This is a genomic window from Tenacibaculum sp. SSH1-16 (assembly GCF_040104435.1).
Taxonomy (GTDB): Bacteria; Bacteroidota; Bacteroidia; order Flavobacteriales; family Flavobacteriaceae; genus Polaribacter; species Polaribacter mesophilus.
The window spans coordinates 110,058-128,570 of sequence record NZ_JBECOV010000004.1 but is presented as its reverse complement, the minus strand read 5'-3'; the positions used below and the strand labels follow the sequence as shown (position 1 = coordinate 128,570).

The 18,513-nt window shown below is 32.8% G+C and carries 16 protein-coding genes; 6 read left to right on the top strand and 10 right to left on the bottom strand.

The annotated features are described in order from the left end of the window. Window positions 1-46: 46 nt before the first annotated feature. Genes ABMY20_RS07335 through ABMY20_RS07320 form a run of 4 tightly spaced genes read right to left on the bottom strand, consistent with a single transcriptional unit; the run spans window position 47 to window position 3,977 of the window. The gene (locus tag ABMY20_RS07335) at window positions 47-2,116 is read right to left on the bottom strand and encodes an SPFH domain-containing protein (protein ID WP_159615686.1); all 2,070 of its coding nucleotides are present in this window, start codon (window positions 2,114-2,116) and stop codon (window positions 47-49) included. A gap of 27 nt (window positions 2,117-2,143) precedes the next feature. Next, window positions 2,144-2,854, bottom strand: a complete 711-nt coding sequence (locus tag ABMY20_RS07330; RefSeq protein ID WP_047789344.1) for a hypothetical protein — start codon at window positions 2,852-2,854, stop codon at window positions 2,144-2,146. A gap of 2 nt (window positions 2,855-2,856) precedes the next feature. Beyond that, window positions 2,857-3,570, bottom strand: coding sequence for a PspA/IM30 family protein (locus ABMY20_RS07325; RefSeq protein WP_349264978.1), 714 nt, complete (start codon window positions 3,568-3,570; stop codon window positions 2,857-2,859). Window positions 3,571-3,581: 11 nt separating this feature from the next. After that, entirely contained in the window at window positions 3,582-3,977 is a 396-nt protein-coding gene (locus tag ABMY20_RS07320; protein ID WP_159615684.1) for a molecular chaperone Tir, read from the bottom strand. Between the two features lie 242 nt (window positions 3,978-4,219). Here ABMY20_RS07320 and ABMY20_RS07315 point away from each other — a divergent pair, with 242 nt between their 5' ends. Beyond that, window positions 4,220-4,978, top strand: a complete 759-nt coding sequence (locus tag ABMY20_RS07315) for a helix-turn-helix transcriptional regulator (RefSeq protein ID WP_047789347.1) — start codon at window positions 4,220-4,222, stop codon at window positions 4,976-4,978. A 4-nt stretch (window positions 4,979-4,982) separates the two neighbouring features. Here ABMY20_RS07315 and ABMY20_RS07310 read toward each other — a convergent pair whose 3' ends face one another. The 3 genes from ABMY20_RS07310 to kynU are packed head-to-tail and all read right to left on the bottom strand — an operon-like array spanning window position 4,983 to window position 8,832. Continuing rightward, the gene (locus tag ABMY20_RS07310; RefSeq protein WP_349264977.1) at window positions 4,983-6,380 is read right to left on the bottom strand and encodes an FAD-dependent monooxygenase; all 1,398 of its coding nucleotides are present in this window, start codon (window positions 6,378-6,380) and stop codon (window positions 4,983-4,985) included. Beyond that, window positions 6,373-7,572, bottom strand: coding sequence for a S41 family peptidase (locus tag ABMY20_RS07305; RefSeq protein WP_349264976.1), 1,200 nt, complete (start codon window positions 7,570-7,572; stop codon window positions 6,373-6,375). Before ABMY20_RS07305 ends, ABMY20_RS07310 begins: the two co-directional genes overlap by 8 nt. Further along, a complete protein-coding gene (kynU, locus tag ABMY20_RS07300) occupies window positions 7,573-8,832 on the bottom strand; it encodes a kynureninase (RefSeq protein ID WP_349264975.1) in 1,260 nt (419 codons plus the stop codon). A 147-nt stretch (window positions 8,833-8,979) separates the two neighbouring features. On the opposite strand from kynU, the gene ABMY20_RS07295 reads away from it, so the two are divergent. Genes ABMY20_RS07295 through ABMY20_RS07285 form a run of 3 tightly spaced genes read left to right on the top strand, consistent with a single transcriptional unit; the run spans window position 8,980 to window position 10,839 of the window. Then, on the top strand, window positions 8,980-9,756 hold the full coding sequence (locus tag ABMY20_RS07295) for an IclR family transcriptional regulator (RefSeq protein WP_349264974.1): 777 nt from the start codon (window positions 8,980-8,982) through the stop codon (window positions 9,754-9,756). 4 nt (window positions 9,757-9,760) lie between these two features. Beyond that, entirely contained in the window at window positions 9,761-10,327 is a 567-nt protein-coding gene (locus tag ABMY20_RS07290; RefSeq protein ID WP_073181362.1) for a Crp/Fnr family transcriptional regulator, read from the top strand. 59 nt (window positions 10,328-10,386) lie between these two features. After that, complete coding sequence (locus tag ABMY20_RS07285; protein WP_239178959.1) at window positions 10,387-10,839, top strand: hypothetical protein; 453 nt, start codon at window positions 10,387-10,389, stop codon at window positions 10,837-10,839. 69 nt (window positions 10,840-10,908) lie between these two features. Here the strand turns inward: ABMY20_RS07285 and serA are convergent, their stop codons facing one another. Both serA and ABMY20_RS07275 read right to left on the bottom strand, forming a co-directional pair. Then, window positions 10,909-12,801, bottom strand: coding sequence for a phosphoglycerate dehydrogenase (serA, locus tag ABMY20_RS07280; protein ID WP_281980324.1), 1,893 nt, complete (start codon window positions 12,799-12,801; stop codon window positions 10,909-10,911). A 169-nt stretch (window positions 12,802-12,970) separates the two neighbouring features. Continuing rightward, complete coding sequence (locus ABMY20_RS07275) at window positions 12,971-13,780, bottom strand: hypothetical protein (protein ID WP_349264973.1); 810 nt, start codon at window positions 13,778-13,780, stop codon at window positions 12,971-12,973. 131 nt (window positions 13,781-13,911) lie between these two features. On the opposite strand from ABMY20_RS07275, the gene gcvP reads away from it, so the two are divergent. Then, on the top strand, window positions 13,912-16,767 hold the full coding sequence (gene gcvP / locus ABMY20_RS07270) for an aminomethyl-transferring glycine dehydrogenase (protein ID WP_349264972.1): 2,856 nt from the start codon (window positions 13,912-13,914) through the stop codon (window positions 16,765-16,767). Window positions 16,768-16,817: 50 nt separating this feature from the next. Here the strand turns inward: gcvP and ABMY20_RS07265 are convergent, their stop codons facing one another. Beyond that, entirely contained in the window at window positions 16,818-17,105 is a 288-nt protein-coding gene (locus ABMY20_RS07265) for a hypothetical protein (RefSeq protein WP_047789357.1), read from the bottom strand. 438 nt (window positions 17,106-17,543) lie between these two features. Here ABMY20_RS07265 and ABMY20_RS07260 point away from each other — a divergent pair, with 438 nt between their 5' ends. Next, window positions 17,544-18,413 (top strand): zinc-dependent peptidase, encoded by an 870-nt coding sequence (locus ABMY20_RS07260; protein WP_047789358.1) that lies wholly within the window; start codon window positions 17,544-17,546, stop codon window positions 18,411-18,413. The last annotated feature ends 100 nt before the right edge of the window (window positions 18,414-18,513 follow it).

The following is an 18,513-nucleotide window of genomic DNA, read 5'->3' as shown; positions in this document are numbered from 1 at the left end:
AAGAAATCCCGAGTATTGAAAAATCAATACCCGGGCAAGTGTTATTCTAACTCATTTTTTTATTAGATATATCTAAACCTTTTGCTAAGCTAAAAAGGTTTCCTAAAAGCGTTTGATCGTCATCAGATGTTGCTCTTTCTTTAAGAGTCATTAATAAGTTAGCAATTGTTAGGTTTTTAATATCATCAGAAGAAATTCCGTATTTTACAGCAAAATCTCTAACGCGTTCCATTAAGTTTCCTTTCACATCATCACTACTTAAAATAGCATCCTTTACCTCTTGTAAGTTACTGCTATTTTCAATCATCTTATCTAGTCCTTTAGCCTTAGTAATTTGTCCCATTATTTGCTCAAAGAACATAGTCTCTCCTCCTACTATATCAATTTTAGCAGATTTTAATGCTTGTGCAATAACATCAGCTTGTGCATCTGCAATATCTTTTTGTATGTTGATGTGCGCTAAATCTACTTTTAAATCTTTTTCTAGACGCAGTTTAAACTCTTCGTGTTCTTTACCTACACCATCTAATTTTTTCATTGCTGCTGCTTTTTCTTCAATTCCAGCTGCATCTGCTAAGGCTTTTTCTCTTATAATTTCCGCTTCAGCCATTCCTTCTTTTCTTAGTGCTTCAGCTTTTGCTTCAATACCTACAGCCTCTGCTTTTGCTTTCTTCTCAATAATAAGTGCCTCCATTGTACCAAATCGTTCACTAGCATCTGCTTTGGCATGCATTACTTGAGCTTCTGACATTCCTAAAGTAGCTTCTTCTTTTGCTTTTGCATCTGCTAATGTCTTACGAGCATCAGCTTCTTTTTCACTTGCTTCTTTATGTGCCTGCGCTTCAATGTTTATTTCTTCTGCTTTTTGTTTTGCAGCTTCTTTTTGAGCCTCAGCTTCTTTAATTGTTTTAATTAAATCTTCTTGAGCTTTTGCTTCAGCTAACGTAATGGTAACTTGCTTTTCTCTTTCTGCTGTTTTAAACGCCTGAATATCTTTCATATTCTCTTGTTCTTCAACAACTCCTTTTTCTAAAGTAACACGATCACGAATAACATCTTGTATGTTTTTCTTCTCTACTTCAACTACCTTTTCTTTTTCAATCTGAGCCAATGTAACTATTCGCTCACGTTCAGTAGCTTCTAACATTCTATCTTTTTCTACTCTTTCAGTTTCAACAACATCTGTACGTAATTTATTCTTAGCCGCTACAATAACTTGTCGTTGTTTATTTTCTTCTGCTACTTGTACTTTTTCCTCTGTTGCTATTCTTGCTGATTCTGATTTTAATAGCTCTTCTTGATTAACTTTTAAGATTTCAGCTTCTTCTCTTGCTTTAACGTTGGCTATTTCTCTTTTTTGTTGTTCTTCTTTTTCCGCTAATTGTTTATCTAATTCTAAAATAGCTTCACGAGCTTCTACATCTTGCTTTCGAATAGTTTTCTCTTCATCTCTTTTTATCAAGTTTGCTTTAATATTTTGTGCAGCTGTTAATTCAGTAATTTTTTTAATTCCTTCTGCATCTAAAATATTATCTGCTTTTAAATAAGATACTGATGTTTGCTCCAAGTAATCAATTGCACAGTCTTCCAGTGTGTATCCATTTAAGTCAGTTCCTATTATATCAACAATTTCATCTCTAAACTCTCTACGAGCCTCATACAACTCTGTGAAGTCAAATTTTTTCCCTACCGTTTTTAAAGCTTCAGAAAACTTAGCTTCAAATAAATCTTCTAGAGTTGAAATGTCTGATGCTCTATCGCAACCTATAGTTTGTGCTACTTTTTTAATAAATTCTACTTCATTGTTTACTCTTACAAAAAAGGCAACTTTAATATCTGCTCGCATGTTATCCTTACAAAGCAATCCATCATTACCTAAACGTTCTATTTGAATTTTCTTTACAGAAATATCCATAATTTCTACTCTGTGAAATACAGGTATTACATACATTCCTTTATCTGTTGCTACTTTAGTTCCTCCGAAACCTGTACGTATCAATGCTTGCCCTTGCGGTACTTTTTTGTAAAACATTGCTATTATAGCAAAGTATAGAATAATAAGGAATAGAATTAAACCTACACCTACTCCAATAACCTGTAATAAACTGTTTGTCATAGTTCTTTTTTTTAAAATAATTTGTTTTTAATTTATATATGATTGTGCGTAATAAAAAGACTTATCTTGGCTTTGTTTTATAATCAAGATTTGCTCTCTAAATTGTATAGGACTCCCATCTAACGATTTAATATTTATTGATAAGTGAGTCCCTTCAGCTTTTACTTCAGCTGAACCTAATTTTTTTTCTTTGATGTTCGATAAAGAAACTCCTACTCTACCTACTATATCTATCGGTAAATCTCCGTGTTGATTTAAGTTCTTAAAAAAACTTTTAAAAGGTGTTGTAAAAATTTTATTGATAAACAACGAGGGTAAAAAACCTATTAACATTAATGCAAAACCAAAGCTATTGTTTATACTTCCTGTTAAAACAGTAGAAAATGCCGTACAAATCCACCAAATAAAAATCCAACAGGTAAACGTAAACATAAAAGGTAACCCTACAAAATTGAAGTAAATCAGAAAAATTTGCCACCATTTTAATGGTTTTCTTCTCTTGCCTAGTACATCTTCTTTATTTACTTCTGCATTTGAAACATCATGAAAATCTGCATTCCCTCCTTCTATTCCTGAATCTGTATCAATATCAAAATCTGCATCGATATCTACGTCTATATCTAAATCGAAATCAACTCCTGAAATCATTGTCACTATCCAATACAACAAAAGTATAATTACCAGTATTGTAAGTGGTAAGTTAACAGATGAAAATATAATATCAGTAAAAGTGTTCAATTTTATTCTTCTTTACTATTTAACCCTAATTTTTCTTTTAATTTTGACAGACTTTCTTCTGCCGAAGTTTCAGTTACATCTGCTGCCTCTGACAGTTCCTTATCTATTGATTTAGATGATTTCGCTATTTCTCCATAAGCTTCAGCCAAAGCTTCTTCTTGTTTCACTTTCTCTTTCATACGCTCCAACATAGCAACAGTACTAGCACTATCAATATCAGCCATTTGTTTATTCAAGTTCTTAGTTGCCTTAGAAACTTTAACTCTTGCTTTTAATGTTTTTAATTCATTTTCCCATTTACTAATATTCTGTTTAATCTCTTGAATATTGTGCTCTAATTTACTTACTGAGTCATTAAACTGAGCTTCTTCTTTTTTTACCATTCCTATTTTATGGTTTGTCTCTTCTTTTTTCATTAGAGCTTCTTTTGCTAATCGATCTGCTTCAGATACTCCTATATCACCATTTTGTCCTTTCTTTAAAATCAACACAGCTTTTTGCTCATAATCTTGACTCTTATATGTTAATTCTTCTACATCATTTTTAGCTCTAATAGCCAACGCCTTTACTTGCGCTAAGGATTCTAAACTCTTCTCTAAATTCAGTTTTAAGTCTCTAATTCCTTGTTCTGTCATTTTAATAGGATCCTCCATTTTATCTATCGCAGAATTTGCTTCTGATTGCCCTATTTTAAAAAGTCTTTTAAAAAAATTCATATCTATTTTTTTTAATATTTTGAAAAATTAATAATGTGATCTGAGTATTCACTTAAGAGTAAGCTAAGTGAGTTTAAACTCGCTTCAAACTCATTAGCGTCTAAATTCTCTAATTGAAGTGTATCTCTAAAAATAACACGCTCTCCACTTTCATCTAAGACAAAAGCTCCGTGGATTATATCTCTATTCTTTTGCAGTAAACTCCTAAAAACTTCTTGATTAGGCTCTCTAATTTTAAAGATATATTGTTCAAAAATTATAATTGGATTTGCAACTCCTATAATTAAGTTTTTAATTCCTTCGTTTTCTTTCTCAACAACAAAAATACCTTCTTCTTGATTTTCTTTTATTATATTGAAATTTAACCCAAGTAAAAACTCCTTTACCTTACTAAAATGTGTATTCATTTTTAAGCAGTTTGATTAGTTAATATAGCATTCTTTTTAAGCGATAATATTACAAAAAGTTTCTAAAATCAAAGACACTTAACATAATATTATTAGCAATATAGATTCAAAAAAATTAATTTTAAACATCCCCCTACTAATTTTTAAACTAAAAAAATTAGCAAAAACAAAAATAATTAGCTAATATTGTTTGCTCAAATATACAAAAATAAAACTATTTAGCAAATAAAATTAGCAAAAACATGTCATTCTTTGGTAAAAACATAAAAAAAATCAGAAGTGTTAAACGTTTAAGCCAGCAAGCTTTTGCAGAACTCTTTAACCTTAAAAGAGCTACACTGGGCGCTTATGAAGAAGGCAGAAGCGAACCAAAAATTGATACCATTATAAAAATTGCTAATTATTTTAGCATTCCTATAGACAATTTATTAACTTCAGAGCTCACAGTTAATAATTTACTTCAGTTTAAAGAGGATTTAACCCTAGAAACTGAAAAACTATCAAAAGAAACCTTCACCATTATACCTTGCATAACCGAAAAGACAATTACAGAATACATAAAACACCACAACAAAACTTCTTTTATTGATGATTTATCCAAAATTCAACTCCCTATTAACTCTCAAAAAAAACTCAGAGCTTATACTGTTTCTAATTTAGAAATGGCTAATCACAATAATGGATTATACCCTAACGACATAGTAATAGGCCAGTTTACACCAAACAATACTATTAAGAACTTAAAAAATGGAGAACTCACACTAACTCTTGTTAAAAATGAATTGATTCTACGCAAACTATACATTGAAAACGATTCTGTAACTCTACGTGCAAACCATAAAAACATCCCCGATAAAACATTTTCTATTACAGATATTAAAGAATTGTGGAAAATACAATATGTATTTTTCAATAGAATTCCTGACCTTAATACCTCTATAGAAAACAAACTTTCTTTTTTAGAACAAGAACTTTTGAAACTAAAAAGAGAACTACAATAAACAACTATCTAAATCCAGCAATTTTATCTTCTTCTAAAATTTCGTTGGTTTCTTCTTGCACCTTTTTTAATACCTCATTCAAATCGGTGATTGCATCTAAATCATGATGAGCCACCATATTTAACAGAGCTTTATCTTGCGCACGTCCTTTTTTCATCGCTTCTGCATACGGAATCTCTTCATTAAAAGTTACCATAGAATACTTTGAAAAATATTCTGTTGGAAACGTCTTCTCTAAGTCCATTTCTAACTTCCTCTTTTGCTTAAATAATGGATTTGCTACATGATCACGCATTTCGTAAAAATTATCGATAGCTAAATCAGCAATCGCATCAGTATCTTCTTTACGTGCTTTTTCATACGCTTTAAAAGTAGCTTGCCAATCTCCTTCGTGCGTATCTAGAATCGTATCAAATACCGTTACATCTTCAAACGAAGCATTCATCCCCTGTCCATAAAACGGAACAATCGCATGTGCTGCATCTCCCATTAACAAGGTTTTATTTTGATAATGCCAAGGTGAGCATTTTACCGTTCCTAAAGCTCCAGTCGGATTATTAATAAACTCATCTTTAATACTTGGTATCAACGCTAAGGCATCTGAAAATTCTTTTTCAAAAAACTCAGTTATCTTTTCTTCTGAAGTTAAGTTGTTGAAATTGTATTCTCCTTCGTCGTAACTCAAAAACAAGGTTACCGTAAAACTTCCATCTAAGTTTGGCAATGCGATTAACATGTACTCTCCACGAGGCCAAATATGCAAATGATCTTTACTTATTTGGTGTTTTCCTGACTTGTCTGCAGGAATTTCTAATTCCTTGTATCCATGTGTCAAGAAATTCTGCGAATAGCTAAACAAGAATTTTCTTTCTAAATAGTAGCTTTTCCTCAATGCAGATCCTGCACCATCTGTTCCAAAAATCACATCTCCATCTACTGAAAACTCTTCCTTCGTATTGTAGTTTTTAAAATGCGCTACCGTATTTTCAATATCAACCGAAGTACATTCTGTATTAAAATGAATGCTTACATTTTCGTGTGCTTCCGCTTCGTTTAATAAGATTCCGTTTAAGTCTCCTCTCGAAATAGAATTGATACATTCTCCTTCTCTACCTGAATAATTAGAAGCAAACGTATTCCCTTCTCTATCGTGCATTAAACGTCCGTACATCGGAATACAAATTTCACGCGCTTTTTCTTCTACACCACATAAACGAAGTGCTTTAAAACCACGATCCGATAATGCTAAGTTGATAGAACGTCCTGCTGAAATATCGGTAACTCGTAAATCTGGACGACTTTCATACATTGCTACCTTATATCCTCTTTGTGCTAAACGAAGTGCTAATAAACTTCCGCATAAACCAGCACCTATAATTACTATGTTATCTTTTTTACTCATTTAGTATTTGAATCGCTTTTTTATATGTTTCTTCACTTGTTTTCGTGTGAATTTCAGGAATAAATTTTTCTCTTGGCGTACCGCTTGCATGAAACAGTTTTTCAACAGGAAAACATAAATTGATCTTAGTATTTGGTAATCTATCACATTCAATAGCTCCTAACAATTTTGCCATCTCAGTTCCCACTACTGTTGCCGATTTTATGTTATCAAAACCTTGTGCTATTGCTTCTCCTACACTTCCTGTCCACCTTCCTGCTAATACAATAACTGGTTTTTTATATGGATTTTTTAAAGGTGTTAATAACTCAATCCAACTTCTTTTTATACCAAACTCTCTTTCTAAACTTACTTTTTCATGTTTTTGATATGGAATTGTTTCCGATATAAACTTTCCCATAATACTTTTAGCTACTTCTGCATTACCTCCACTTGGTGTATCTCTTAAATCTACAATTATCGCTTTGGTATCTCTAAACTCATCTACCTTTTTAGGAAAAGCTTTAATTACCTCATTGTTTCCTAAAGAATTATTTAGTTTTATGTACCCTATATTTCCTTTTATAACTCTTGAACTTAAAGTTCCGTTTTCTTTTTTTGAAGCTGTAGGTTTGTTTAATTTATATTGTTTTTCTTTTCCATTTTCTAGCACTAGAACCACTCTTTCTTCATTATGCTTTCCAGCAAACCACAAATTGGCAAAAAACTCTTTTACATTGTCTTTTGGGTTTTTAAAAGATTTTGGCAGTACTTCTTCTACTAAATCTTCAATTTTACGATTGTTAATACCAAGTAATTCATCTCCAACTTTTAATCCTGTTTCTTCAATTTCAAAACCCGATCTAATGTCAGCTATGTAATATTTTCCATCCTTTATTTTTACCCATGCATCAGTTGATGTTGGAATTAGTCGAAATGAAGATTTTAAATTTCGATTAATACCAGTATGAGGGTCGTATAGTTCGTACGTTATATTCTCTATTAATCTAATAAACTGAGAATCATCCGAAACATTTTTTACCTCTTTTTGATAAATCTTTTTTACCTCATTCCAATTTGTTTGTTTTTGATCAAAGTAAGCATAGAAGCTATCAAACATACTCCACAGATAATCAAAATCTTTTTGATACTTGGTTTGAGCTATACTACTAAAGCTACATAGAACTAAGAAAACAATAAGTACTTTTTTCATTTATAATAATGTTTTTAAAATTTCAACCATTCTGTATACATCTTTAAAACTGTTATACATTGGCACCGGAGCACAGCGAATTACATCTGGTTCTCTCCAGTCGGTTATGATATTGTTTTCGGTTAGTTTTTTGTGTAAACTTTTATCTGCATGCTGCACTTGGATAGATAATTGACACCCTCTTTCTTTCGGATTAGATGGCGTAATTATTTTAATTCTATCGGTATCAATCTGATTGATTAGATATTCAAAATAGCCTGTTAATTTTTCCGATTTAGCTCTCAGCGCTTCCATTCCAACTTCTTCAAACATATCTAACGAAGCTCTAATGGCTGCCATTGATAAAATAGGCGGATTTGACAACTGCCATCCCTCTGCTCCTGGCATCACATCAAAGGGTTGACGCATGTTGAAACGAGTTTCTTTGTTATGATTCCACCAGCCTGCAAAACGTGGTAATTCTTTATTATGTGCATGCTTTTCATGTACAAATAACCCTGCTAAACTTCCCGGACCCGAATTCAAATATTTATAGGTACACCAAGCTGCAAAATCTACTCCGCTATCATGCAATTCTGGCGAAATGTTTCCCGCACCGTGTGCTAAGTCAATCCCTACCATACAGTTTTTTGCGTGTCCTATTTCTGCAATACGTTTGATATCTAAATACTGCCCTGTATAATAATTTACTCCTCCAATCAACAACAAGGCTATTTCATCACCTTGCTCATCTACTATTTTCTCTAAATCTTCAATACGCAATAATTCTTCTCCTTCACGAGGTTTCCATTCTATCAATCCTTCTTCTGTATCAAATCCATGGAATTTTAATTGCGATTGTACCGCGTACCTATCCGAAGGAAAAGCATCACTCTCTATAACAATCTTATACTTTGCTTTAGTTGGTTGATAAAACGACACCATTAACAAATGTAAATTGGTCGTTAACGTGTTCATCACTACCACTTCTAATGGTTTAGCTCCCACTATTTTTGCCATCGAATTTGTCAAAAATTCGTGATATGGCATCCATGGGTTTCGAGCTTCAAAATGCCCTTCTACTCCATATTTTGCCCAATCGTCTAATTCTTGTTGAATGTATTGTTGTGTTTGTTTTGGTTGCAATCCAAGAGAGTTTCCTGTAAAATACAACCAATCATTCCCTTTTGGATCTTTAGGAATATGAAATTGTGCTCTTAAGTGTGCTAATTTATCTTCTTTATCTTGTTGCTGTGCGTAATCAAGTGTTGGTTTGTACATACTTATCTTTATTTCTAAAAACCATTTCAAAACACTAAAGATACTTTATTTTAATCTCAAAATAAAACTTAAAGTGTTTCACATGTTAAAACGGTGTTTTATAAACTTACCCATTTTTATTATATTAGTCAATATTTTTTTAAGAAAATGAATACAGGTTCTAAAAATTTAAACCAATCTATCATCAAAGCGTTTGCTGTTTTAGATGCTTTTAGCAATGACAAAAAAGAATGGGGCGTTAGAGAACTGGCTGCTAAAACAGGCCATAACAAAAGTACCGTATACCGATTACTAAGTACTTTAGTTTCGTTGAATGTTGTACAACAGAATGATAATGAGAAATACCAACTGGGCAGTAAGTTGTTTGAATTAGGCAATCGAGTTTCAATATACAAATCACTAAGAAATTTAACTAATGAACCTATACAAAAGGTAGCTTTAGAAATTCAAGAAACGGTTTTATTGGGCATTTTAAAAGAACAGCAAGTGCTACACATTAATAAAGCTGATAGTTTACAAGGACTAAAAATAAGTACTTCTATAGGTTCTTATGCTCCCATTAATGGAAGTGCTATTGGAAAATTATTACTAGCTTTTGCTTCTCCAAAATCACAAGAATACTTTCTAGATTCGGTTACTCTAAGACCTTTTACCAAAAACACCATCACTTCTACTTCAAAATTCAAAGAAGAATTACTACTAATTCAACAACAAAAATTTGCATTAGACATAGAAGAATCAGAATTAGGCTTGGTATGTATTGCTATTCCAATTTATAATAAAAAAGGAAAAGTGATTGCTGGAATCAGTGCTTCTGGACCTTTAAGTAGGTTTAAAATGGAGAACGTAACAAGTTATATTCAAATTTTACAGAAAGGAGCCAATATCATAGAACAGAATTTAAGTGACTTTGATAGTTTATAAAATTATGGAACAAATAAAAACACTCTTGCAATCTTTTGCTGACATCTCTGAAAAGGATTCAAACTATTTTTGCTCTAAACTCCAAAAAGTGACACTTCAGAAGAAAGAAATTGTATTAACCAAAGGAACCACTGAAAACTATCTTTCTTTTGTTGAAACAGGAATTTTAAGGTTATTCATTCCTAAAATTGAAAATGATGTAACATTTGGTTTTGTTTTTAAAAACAGCTTTATCAGTGCTTATGACTCTTTTTTAGCACAAACTCCTTCTGAATATAGTATTGAAACGTTAACCCCTACTATTTTATGGAGATTATCTTTTAATGATTTAGAAGACATTTATCAAAACACCTCCATTGGCAATGAAGTAGGAAGGAAAAACGCGGAGAATTTATTTTTACTAAAATCGAAACGAGAACTTTCTCTTTTAAACAATACACCTGAAGAAAGATACCTCAACCTTTTTCAAGAAAGGCCTGAATTAATTCAACACATTCCATTAAAATACATAGCATCTTATATTGGAATAACTCCACAAGCACTGAGTAGAATTAGAAAACGAATTTATTAACCCAAGTTCATTGACTCCTTCTTAAAGTTTCTTCAATTTTGGATAAAACTTTTTAGGCAATGAAACCATTATTTATTTTACTTCTAACTTTTATAGTTTCTATAGGAATACAAAGACTTATTTCAAAAAACATTAACTACCTGATTTCTGCCAGAATAGCCATGTGCACTATGCTATTGTTTACTGCATTAGGGCATTTTCTATTTACTGATGGCATGAGTAAAATGATTCCAAACTTTATTCCTTTAAAGCCAACTTTAGTATTAGCAACAGGAATTTTAGAAATTATATTAGCTATAGGCTTATTATTACCAGTTTACCAGAAAACAACTGCTTGGATTCTTATCTTTTTCTTACTACTTATGCTCCCTGCAAACATAAAAGCTAGTTTAGAAAACTTGAATTATCAAACGGGAACTTATAACGGAAAAGGACTTTCTTATTTGTGGTTTAGAATCCCATTACAACTCTTTTTTATTGCTTGGGTTTACTTTTCCACCTTAAAGAAATAACTATAAACAAAAACAAGGTCTACATTTTACTGCAAACCTCGAATAGTAAAAATTACATAGAATACGTTTTTAATACAGTACTCTAAATTTAATTGTTCCTTCAACTTTTTTAAGCTTTGTTATTACTTCTTGATTATATTCTTTATCAACATCAGTAATTACATACCCTACTTTTTCATCTGTAGAAAGATATTGTCCTGTAATATTCAATTCATATTTTGCTAATACCTTATTAATCTTTGCCATTATTCCAGGTACATTTTTATGAATATGTAAAAAACGATGTGCATTTTTATGCTTAGGTAAACGAATATTTGGGAAATTAACCGCATCAACCGTATTCCCTGAATTGATATACGCCATAATTTTGTTCGGAACAAAATCAGCAATATCTCTTTGAGCTTCTTCTGTACTACCTCCCACATGTGGAGTTAAAATCACATTATCTAATCCTTTTAACTCAGTATAAAACTCACCATTTTTTCTTGGCTCTTCAGGATACACATCTACAGCGGCACCTGCAAGTTTACCTGATTTCAACGCATCCACCAATGCTTCAATATCTACTACAAATCCGCGAGAAAGGTTTACCAAATGCGCTCCATCTTTCATTTCAGCTAACTCTTCCTTTCCTATATAGTTTTTGTTTGCTGAATTATCATCTACATGCAAGGTTACCACATCAGAAATATTCAACAACTCTTTTAATGTATCTAATTTTGTTGCGTTCCCTAAAGCTAATTTATCTTCAACATCATAATAGTAAACGTCCATTCCCAAAGCTTCTGCCAATACAGATAATTGTTTTCCTATGTTTCCGTATCCAACAATTCCTAACTTTTTACCACGCACCTCTCTTGATCCTTGTGCTGTTTTATTCCATTGGCCGTTGTGAATTTCTGTACTTCTTTGAAACACACTACGCATCAACATAATGATTTCTCCAATTGCTAATTCTACTACCGAACGAGTGTTACTATATGGTGCATTAAAAACTACTACTCCATTTTCTTTACATGCTTCTAAATCGATTTGCTTCGTTCCAATACAAAAAGCAGAAACCACCATTAACTTTTCAGCAGCTTCAATTACTTTACGAGTTACTTGTGTTTTAGAACGGATTCCTAACACATGAACATCTTTTAATTTTTCAATCAATTCATCTTCCGATAAACTTCTTGAAACAGTTTCTACAGAAAATCCATCACCTGTCAACTTTGTAAAAGCATCAGGGTGCACGTTTTCTAATAATAATATTTTAATTCTGTTCTTTGGGTATGATAGGTTTCTAGGCAATTTGTTAACGTATAAAAATTCATCTAAATTTGGGGTAATATGGTCGGCATTTGCGATTGTCTTATCTCTCGACACATTTTCTGTATAAGCAAAAAAAGTATCAGCAACACCAGCTTCTTTAGTTACAGCATCACTATAGCCATCTCCAATTACTTGTACTTCACCTTCTAAATTTAAGGATTTTAAACAATCTATCTTTCCGTTGTGCTTAGATAATGGATTTTGGGTATCAAATCCAACAATAACTCCATCTTTGTCAAACTCAAAAGTATTTGCGAATACTCTTTCCGACGGAATGTTATACTCGGCAACGATTGGGTCGATAAATTCTTTAAAGCCTGCTGAAATCACATAAATATCATCAGAAAAACTTTCAAAAAACTCTTTATTTCTCTCTATAGAAGGAGATACTTTTTGCTTTAGCTCCTCTATTAATAAAGGTAAATCAGACTTTTTTGCACTTAATAACTGAATACGTTTTTCTAAGGACTCAGTAAAAGAAATATCTCCATCAACTCCTTGATTAGTGATATGGATCACCTCTTGAATAATCTCATCTTTTTTCGGACTCCCATTTAAGGTGATTTCGGCTAAAACATCTAATGCTTCGACACTCGTAAGTGTGCTATCGAAATCGAAAACGAAATTTCGTTTTACTAAATTCATGTTACTTAATTTGTATTTTTGTTGTTGTGTTGTTAAGCCAACGAATGTACAAAGGTTTTCTTAAAAACACATATTACAAAGCCCTTAAGTTTCAGTTTTTAACTATAAAAAACACGCTGCTTATAAGCTATTACTTTTCAAGTTTCAATACCTGCTAAAAGCTTCAATCTTAAACTAACAAAAATAACAACCAAAAAATGGGAATTGCCTCAACCCAAAAAGAACTGTAGTATTTAGACTGATTTACTCTTGCTCTCATCAATAAAATTAACAATACGGAAAACACCAATAAAAAAGCTGTACGGTATTGAGTATTCGGACTAATCATAAACTCCAACACCAAACACACCCCAAGCAAAACAACCCCAAACTTTTTAGTGTTTTCTAAACCTATTTTTTTAGGAATTGTTTGTAAAGAAATAGCATCGTATTGCACATCTCTAATATCAAAAGGAAGGATTAATATTATTACCAACAAAAAACGCTGTATTACACACAAGTACACCTCAGTTGTGAAAGAAATTTCACTAGCATATATTGGCAATAACACCGTAGTTACTGCCCATACCAAGGCCACTACTATTATTTTTAAATAGCCAACACTTCGTAAGTTTTTTTGAAATCCACTTAAAAAAGGTACTGCATATAAAAAAGTTAAAACCCCTAAAGGCACGAAAAACAATAAAGTTCTTAAAGGTAGTAACCATGCATAATAACACATTAGCAAGAAACAAATCAACGAAAATATTTGAATGATTTGCAAGTTTTTAGTCAAACTTCGATGATGGAGTTTCGCTACTCCTGCATATTTAACAAAATTATACCCAGTAATTGTGGCAAAAAACACAAAAAAAACGAGTGATTCATCAGACGAAAAACCAAAGTATAATTCAGTAATTATAAACAAAGAAATCACCGATAAGGCTACATGGATACTAGAATTTATATAAAAGTCAAGTACTTTTTTAAAAAGGTTCATCTAACAAAAATAACTTTTCTGTTTATAACCAGCTGTTTTGGTTAATAAAATATTGTTTTTAACAAAAAAATATGTAGTATCAAATCAACCAATTTCACTATTTTTGAGGCACGAAAAACAACAACACAATAATGAACACAAATTCATTTCAACTTAGGCATATAGGTCCTCGTGTTAAAGATCAGGATCAAATGCTTCAAACAATTGGCATTGAGAGTTTAGACCAATTGATTTATGAAACTATTCCCGACGATATTCGTTTACAAAAAGAGCTTGATTTAGCTCCTGCCATGAGCGAGTATGAATACCTAAATCACATCAATGAATTAGGTGCTAAAAACAAAGTTTTTAAAAGTTATATAGGTTTAGGGTACCACGAAGCTATTTTACCTAGTGTTATCCAACGTAATATTTTAGAAAACCCAGGATGGTATACTGCTTATACCCCTTACCAAGCTGAAATAGCACAAGGACGTTTAGAGGCCTTGTTAAATTATCAAACTATGATTTGTGATTTAACAGGAATGGAGTTAGCGAATGCCTCGTTATTAGACGAAAGTACTGCTGCTGCTGAAGCTATGGCTTTGTTATTTGATGTTCGTGAAAGAGCACAAAAAAAAGCTAACGTAAACAAGTTCTTTGTTTCTGAAGAAATTTTACCACAAACCTTATCGGTATTACAAACACGTGCTATTCCTATCGGAATTGAATTAGTTGTTGGTAACCACCAAGAGTTTAACTTCTCAGAAGAATTCTTTGGAGCTATTGTACAATATCCTGGTAAGCACGGACAAGTATATGATTATACCGATTTCGTTGCTAACTGTAACGCAAATAATATCAAAGTAGCGGTTGCTGCTGATATTTTATCATTAGTAAAGTTAAAAGCTCCTGCTGAATTTGGTGCTGACGTTGTCGTAGGTACTACACAACGTTTTGGTATTCCTTTAGGATATGGAGGACCTCACGCTGGATATTTTGCTACTAAAGAAGCTTACAAGCGTAGTATACCTGGTCGTATTATTGGAGTTACCAAAGATGTTGATGGTGGTCGTGCGTTACGTATGGCATTACAAACGCGTGAGCAACACATTAAACGTGAAAAAGCAACTTCAAACATTTGTACTGCACAAGTATTATTAGCGGTTATGGCAGGTATGTATGCTGTATACCACGGTAAAAATGGTTTACAATACATTGCAGATCGTGTACACACGAGCACTACAACTCTAGCAAAAGCGTTAAACGATTTAGGTTTCAAACAAAAGAATAGTGCTTATTTCGATACTATTTTAGTGGAAGTTGAAGCTGACAAGTTACGTCCAGTAGCAGAAGCAAACGGAATCAACTTTAACTACATCGATGCAGAGCATATTTCAATCTCTGTAAACGAAACAGTAGGTTTAAAGGAAATCAATGAAATTGTTGATTGTTTTGAACAAGCATTCAATATCAAAGATATTTTAGTTACTGAATTTACTTCAACAGATGTAATTCCTGCAGACGTAAAAAGAGCTACTTCTTTCTTAGATAACGAAATATTTAACACGTATCAATCAGAAACTGATATGATGCGTTATATCAAAAAATTAGAACGTAAAGATTTAGCATTAAATCACTCAATGATTTCTTTAGGGTCTTGTACCATGAAGTTAAATGCTGCTTCTGAAATGTTACCATTGAGTAATCCTCAATGGGGAAATATTCACCCATTTGCTCCATTAAACCAAGCAGAAGGATACCAAATCATGTTAAGCAACCTTGAAAACCAATTAAATGTGATTACTGGTTTTGCAGGTACTTCTTTACAACCTAACTCTGGTGCGCAAGGTGAATTTGCTGGATTAATGACTATTAGAGCCTATCACGAAGCAAACGGAGACACCCACAGAAACATCTGTTTAATTCCTGCATCTGCTCACGGAACGAACCCTGCATCTGCTGTTATGGCGGGTATGAAAGTGGTGGTTACCAAAACTGACGAAAGAGGAAACATCGATGTAGAAGATTTACGTGCTAAAGCTGAAAAACACGCTGATAATTTAGCTGCTTTAATGGTAACCTACCCATCTACTCACGGAGTATTTGAAAAGGCGATTAAAGAAATTACGCAAATTATTCACGATAATGGTGGACAAGTATATATGGACGGTGCAAACATGAACGCACAGGTAGGATTAACAAATCCTGCAACTATTGGTGCCGATGTTTGTCACTTAAACCTACATAAAACATTTGCGATTCCTCACGGTGGTGGTGGACCAGGTGTTGGACCAATTTGTGTGGCTCCTCAATTAGTTCCATTTTTGCCTACCAACCCTGTAATAGCAACTGGTGGTAACAATGCCATTACGGCTATTTCAGCAGCTCCTTGGGGTTCTGCATTGGTATGTTTAATCTCTTACGGATACATTACCATGTTAGGTGCTGACGGGTTAACAAACTCTACTAAGAACGCTATTTTAAACGCAAACTATATTAAAGAGCGTTTAAGCGGACATTATAGCACTTTATATACTGGTGAAATGAACCGTGCTGCTCACGAAATGATTTTAGACTGTCGTGAGTTTAAACAAAATGGAATTGAAGTTACTGATATTGCGAAACGTTTAATGGACTACGGATTCCACGCGCCTACGGTATCTTTCCCTGTAGCGGGTACAATTATGGTAGAGCCAACCGAATCGGAAGGTGTCGCTGAATTAGACCGTTTTTGTGATGCGTTAATCTCTATTAGAAAAGAGATTGCCGAAGCGAGTAAAGAAAATCCTAACAACCCGCTTAAAAATGCACCACATACGCAAGAAATGTTAACTGCTGATGAGTGGGATTTACCATACTCTCGTAAACAAGCAGCATTTCCTTTAGAGTATATTGCAGACAATAAGTTTTGGCCTTCAGTACGCCGTGTAGACGATGCTTTTGGTGACCGTAATTTAATTTGTTCTTGTAATCCTATTGAAGATTATATGGAAGCAGAAGCTTAATAAATATAACACCTATAAAAAAGACCTCGAAATTTCGAGGTCTTTTTTATTTATGCAACTCTTACAATTCTTTCTAATGGAATAATAGTAGATTCTTTTAAAATTACCGAGGCATCAGTAATACCCCAAACGGTTGTTTCTACTCTCTTTAAACCATCCACATCCATAAAAAATATTTTTACCTTTTCTCTTTCTAAATTTCCTAAAGACAAAGCCCGCTGTAAATCTAAAATACGATTTACTATTGCTTTCTTTTTGTTTAACACCTCTTCTTTTGGGAATTTTAAGAACTTGATCTGTTCTTTTGCTACAGTTATAAAACCTGTTTTTGTAGTCATATTATTGGGGAATTTAAGGTTACTACTTTATAAAATTAAGATTTAAGTTATAGAACTAAAATCTCATTGCCAATGTATACATTTCGAACTTTATTTACAAACAATACAACAAAACAATATAAAATTTAACATTTACACAAAATAAGGAGTTGATTTTTAACAAACACTCAATAAAACCAATATTAAACTACAAAACACTCAAAAACAGAAACTTAAATATTATTACTAAAGAAGATTGTTTCGTTTCCCTCACAATAATTATAAATAAAACGTCATAGCGAGGAGGCTCATTGAGCGAAGTCGAAATGAACGACGTGGCTATCTTTTACTCGGTACACCATATACAGATTGCTTCATTCCATTCGCAATGACGCTTGTACTCTACCCTATTTTTATATATTTGAAAAAAAATTACTAGTAGTCTCAACGCTATTTTAAATGACTTATTTATCTATAATTATACTCGTAGGTATTTTTCTTGTATTCAAAAAAAGCACCTCAACACCAAAGTGGAAACAACCTACAACTCCTTTTCCAAACAAATGGAAAGTTATTTTAACTAAAAAAGTCGCTTTTTACAACGCACTCACTCCTGATGAAAAAGAATTGTTTGAATTCAAAGTTTTTGAATTCCTGTTAAATCATGAAGTTATTGGTGTTGATGTTACAGTTACGATTACGGACAAACTTCTGATAGCTTCTAGTGCTGTAATTCCTATTTTTAATTTTCCTGAATGGCGCTATCCTAACATCAAAGAAATCATTTTATATCCTGCTATGTTTAACGAGCATTTTGAAACCGAAGGAGACAACCGAAGAATTTTAGGAATGGTAGGTAACGGGTATTTAGAAGGAAAAATGGTTTTATCGAAACCTGCTTTACATCTAGGTTTTGAAAATGAAACCGATAAAAAGAATACTGCTATCCATGAGTTTGTGCATTTAATTGACAAACTAGATGGAAATATTGACGGAGTTCCGCATGTATTATTAGAAAAACAATACAGCATTCCGTGGGTAGATTTAATCAACAAAAAGATTGAAGAAATATATAACGACGCTTCCGATATCAATCCGTATGGCGGAACTAACAAAGCGGAATTTTTCTCGGTAGCTAGTGAATACTTTTTTGAGCGTCCGAAGTTATTAGCTAGAAAACATCCTGAGCTTTATGCGTTGCTAGAGCAAATCTTTAAACAAGATATGGACGACATGAACCTGCATTTAAAACGTCTTGATATTTCCAGAAACGATCCTTGTCCTTGTGATAGTGGAGTGAAGTATAAAAAGTGTTGTGGAGTGAACTAATTGTCTCCTCTTCTCGTCATTACGAAGGAGGTTACGACTGAAGTAATCTCTCCTTCGACTAACAGATTGCTTCGTTCCACTCGCAATGACGATAACTCAG

Coding starts and splice junctions, on each gene's coding strand:
- ABMY20_RS07285 (WP_239178959.1), top strand. CDS start 10,387: ATGAAACCATTATTTATTTTACTTCTAACTTTTATAGTTTCTATAGGA.
- ABMY20_RS07315 (WP_047789347.1), top strand. CDS start 4,220: ATGTCATTCTTTGGTAAAAACATAAAAAAAATCAGAAGTGTTAAACGT.
- serA (WP_281980324.1), bottom strand. CDS start 12,801: ATGAATTTAGTAAAACGAAATTTCGTTTTCGATTTCGATAGCACACTT.
- kynU (WP_349264975.1), bottom strand. CDS start 8,832: ATGTACAAACCAACACTTGATTACGCACAGCAACAAGATAAAGAAGAT.
- ABMY20_RS07290 (WP_073181362.1), top strand. CDS start 9,761: ATGGAACAAATAAAAACACTCTTGCAATCTTTTGCTGACATCTCTGAA.
- ABMY20_RS07305 (WP_349264976.1), bottom strand. CDS start 7,572: ATGAAAAAAGTACTTATTGTTTTCTTAGTTCTATGTAGCTTTAGTAGT.
- ABMY20_RS07310 (WP_349264977.1), bottom strand. CDS start 6,380: ATGAGTAAAAAAGATAACATAGTAATTATAGGTGCTGGTTTATGCGGA.
- ABMY20_RS07320 (WP_159615684.1), bottom strand. CDS start 3,977: ATGAATACACATTTTAGTAAGGTAAAGGAGTTTTTACTTGGGTTAAAT.
- ABMY20_RS07295 (WP_349264974.1), top strand. CDS start 8,980: ATGAATACAGGTTCTAAAAATTTAAACCAATCTATCATCAAAGCGTTT.
- gcvP (WP_349264972.1), top strand. CDS start 13,912: ATGAACACAAATTCATTTCAACTTAGGCATATAGGTCCTCGTGTTAAA.
- ABMY20_RS07265 (WP_047789357.1), bottom strand. CDS start 17,105: ATGACTACAAAAACAGGTTTTATAACTGTAGCAAAAGAACAGATCAAG.
- ABMY20_RS07335 (WP_159615686.1), bottom strand. CDS start 2,116: ATGACAAACAGTTTATTACAGGTTATTGGAGTAGGTGTAGGTTTAATT.
- ABMY20_RS07260 (WP_047789358.1), top strand. CDS start 17,544: ATGACTTATTTATCTATAATTATACTCGTAGGTATTTTTCTTGTATTC.
- ABMY20_RS07275 (WP_349264973.1), bottom strand. CDS start 13,780: ATGAACCTTTTTAAAAAAGTACTTGACTTTTATATAAATTCTAGTATC.
- ABMY20_RS07325 (WP_349264978.1), bottom strand. CDS start 3,570: ATGAATTTTTTTAAAAGACTTTTTAAAATAGGGCAATCAGAAGCAAAT.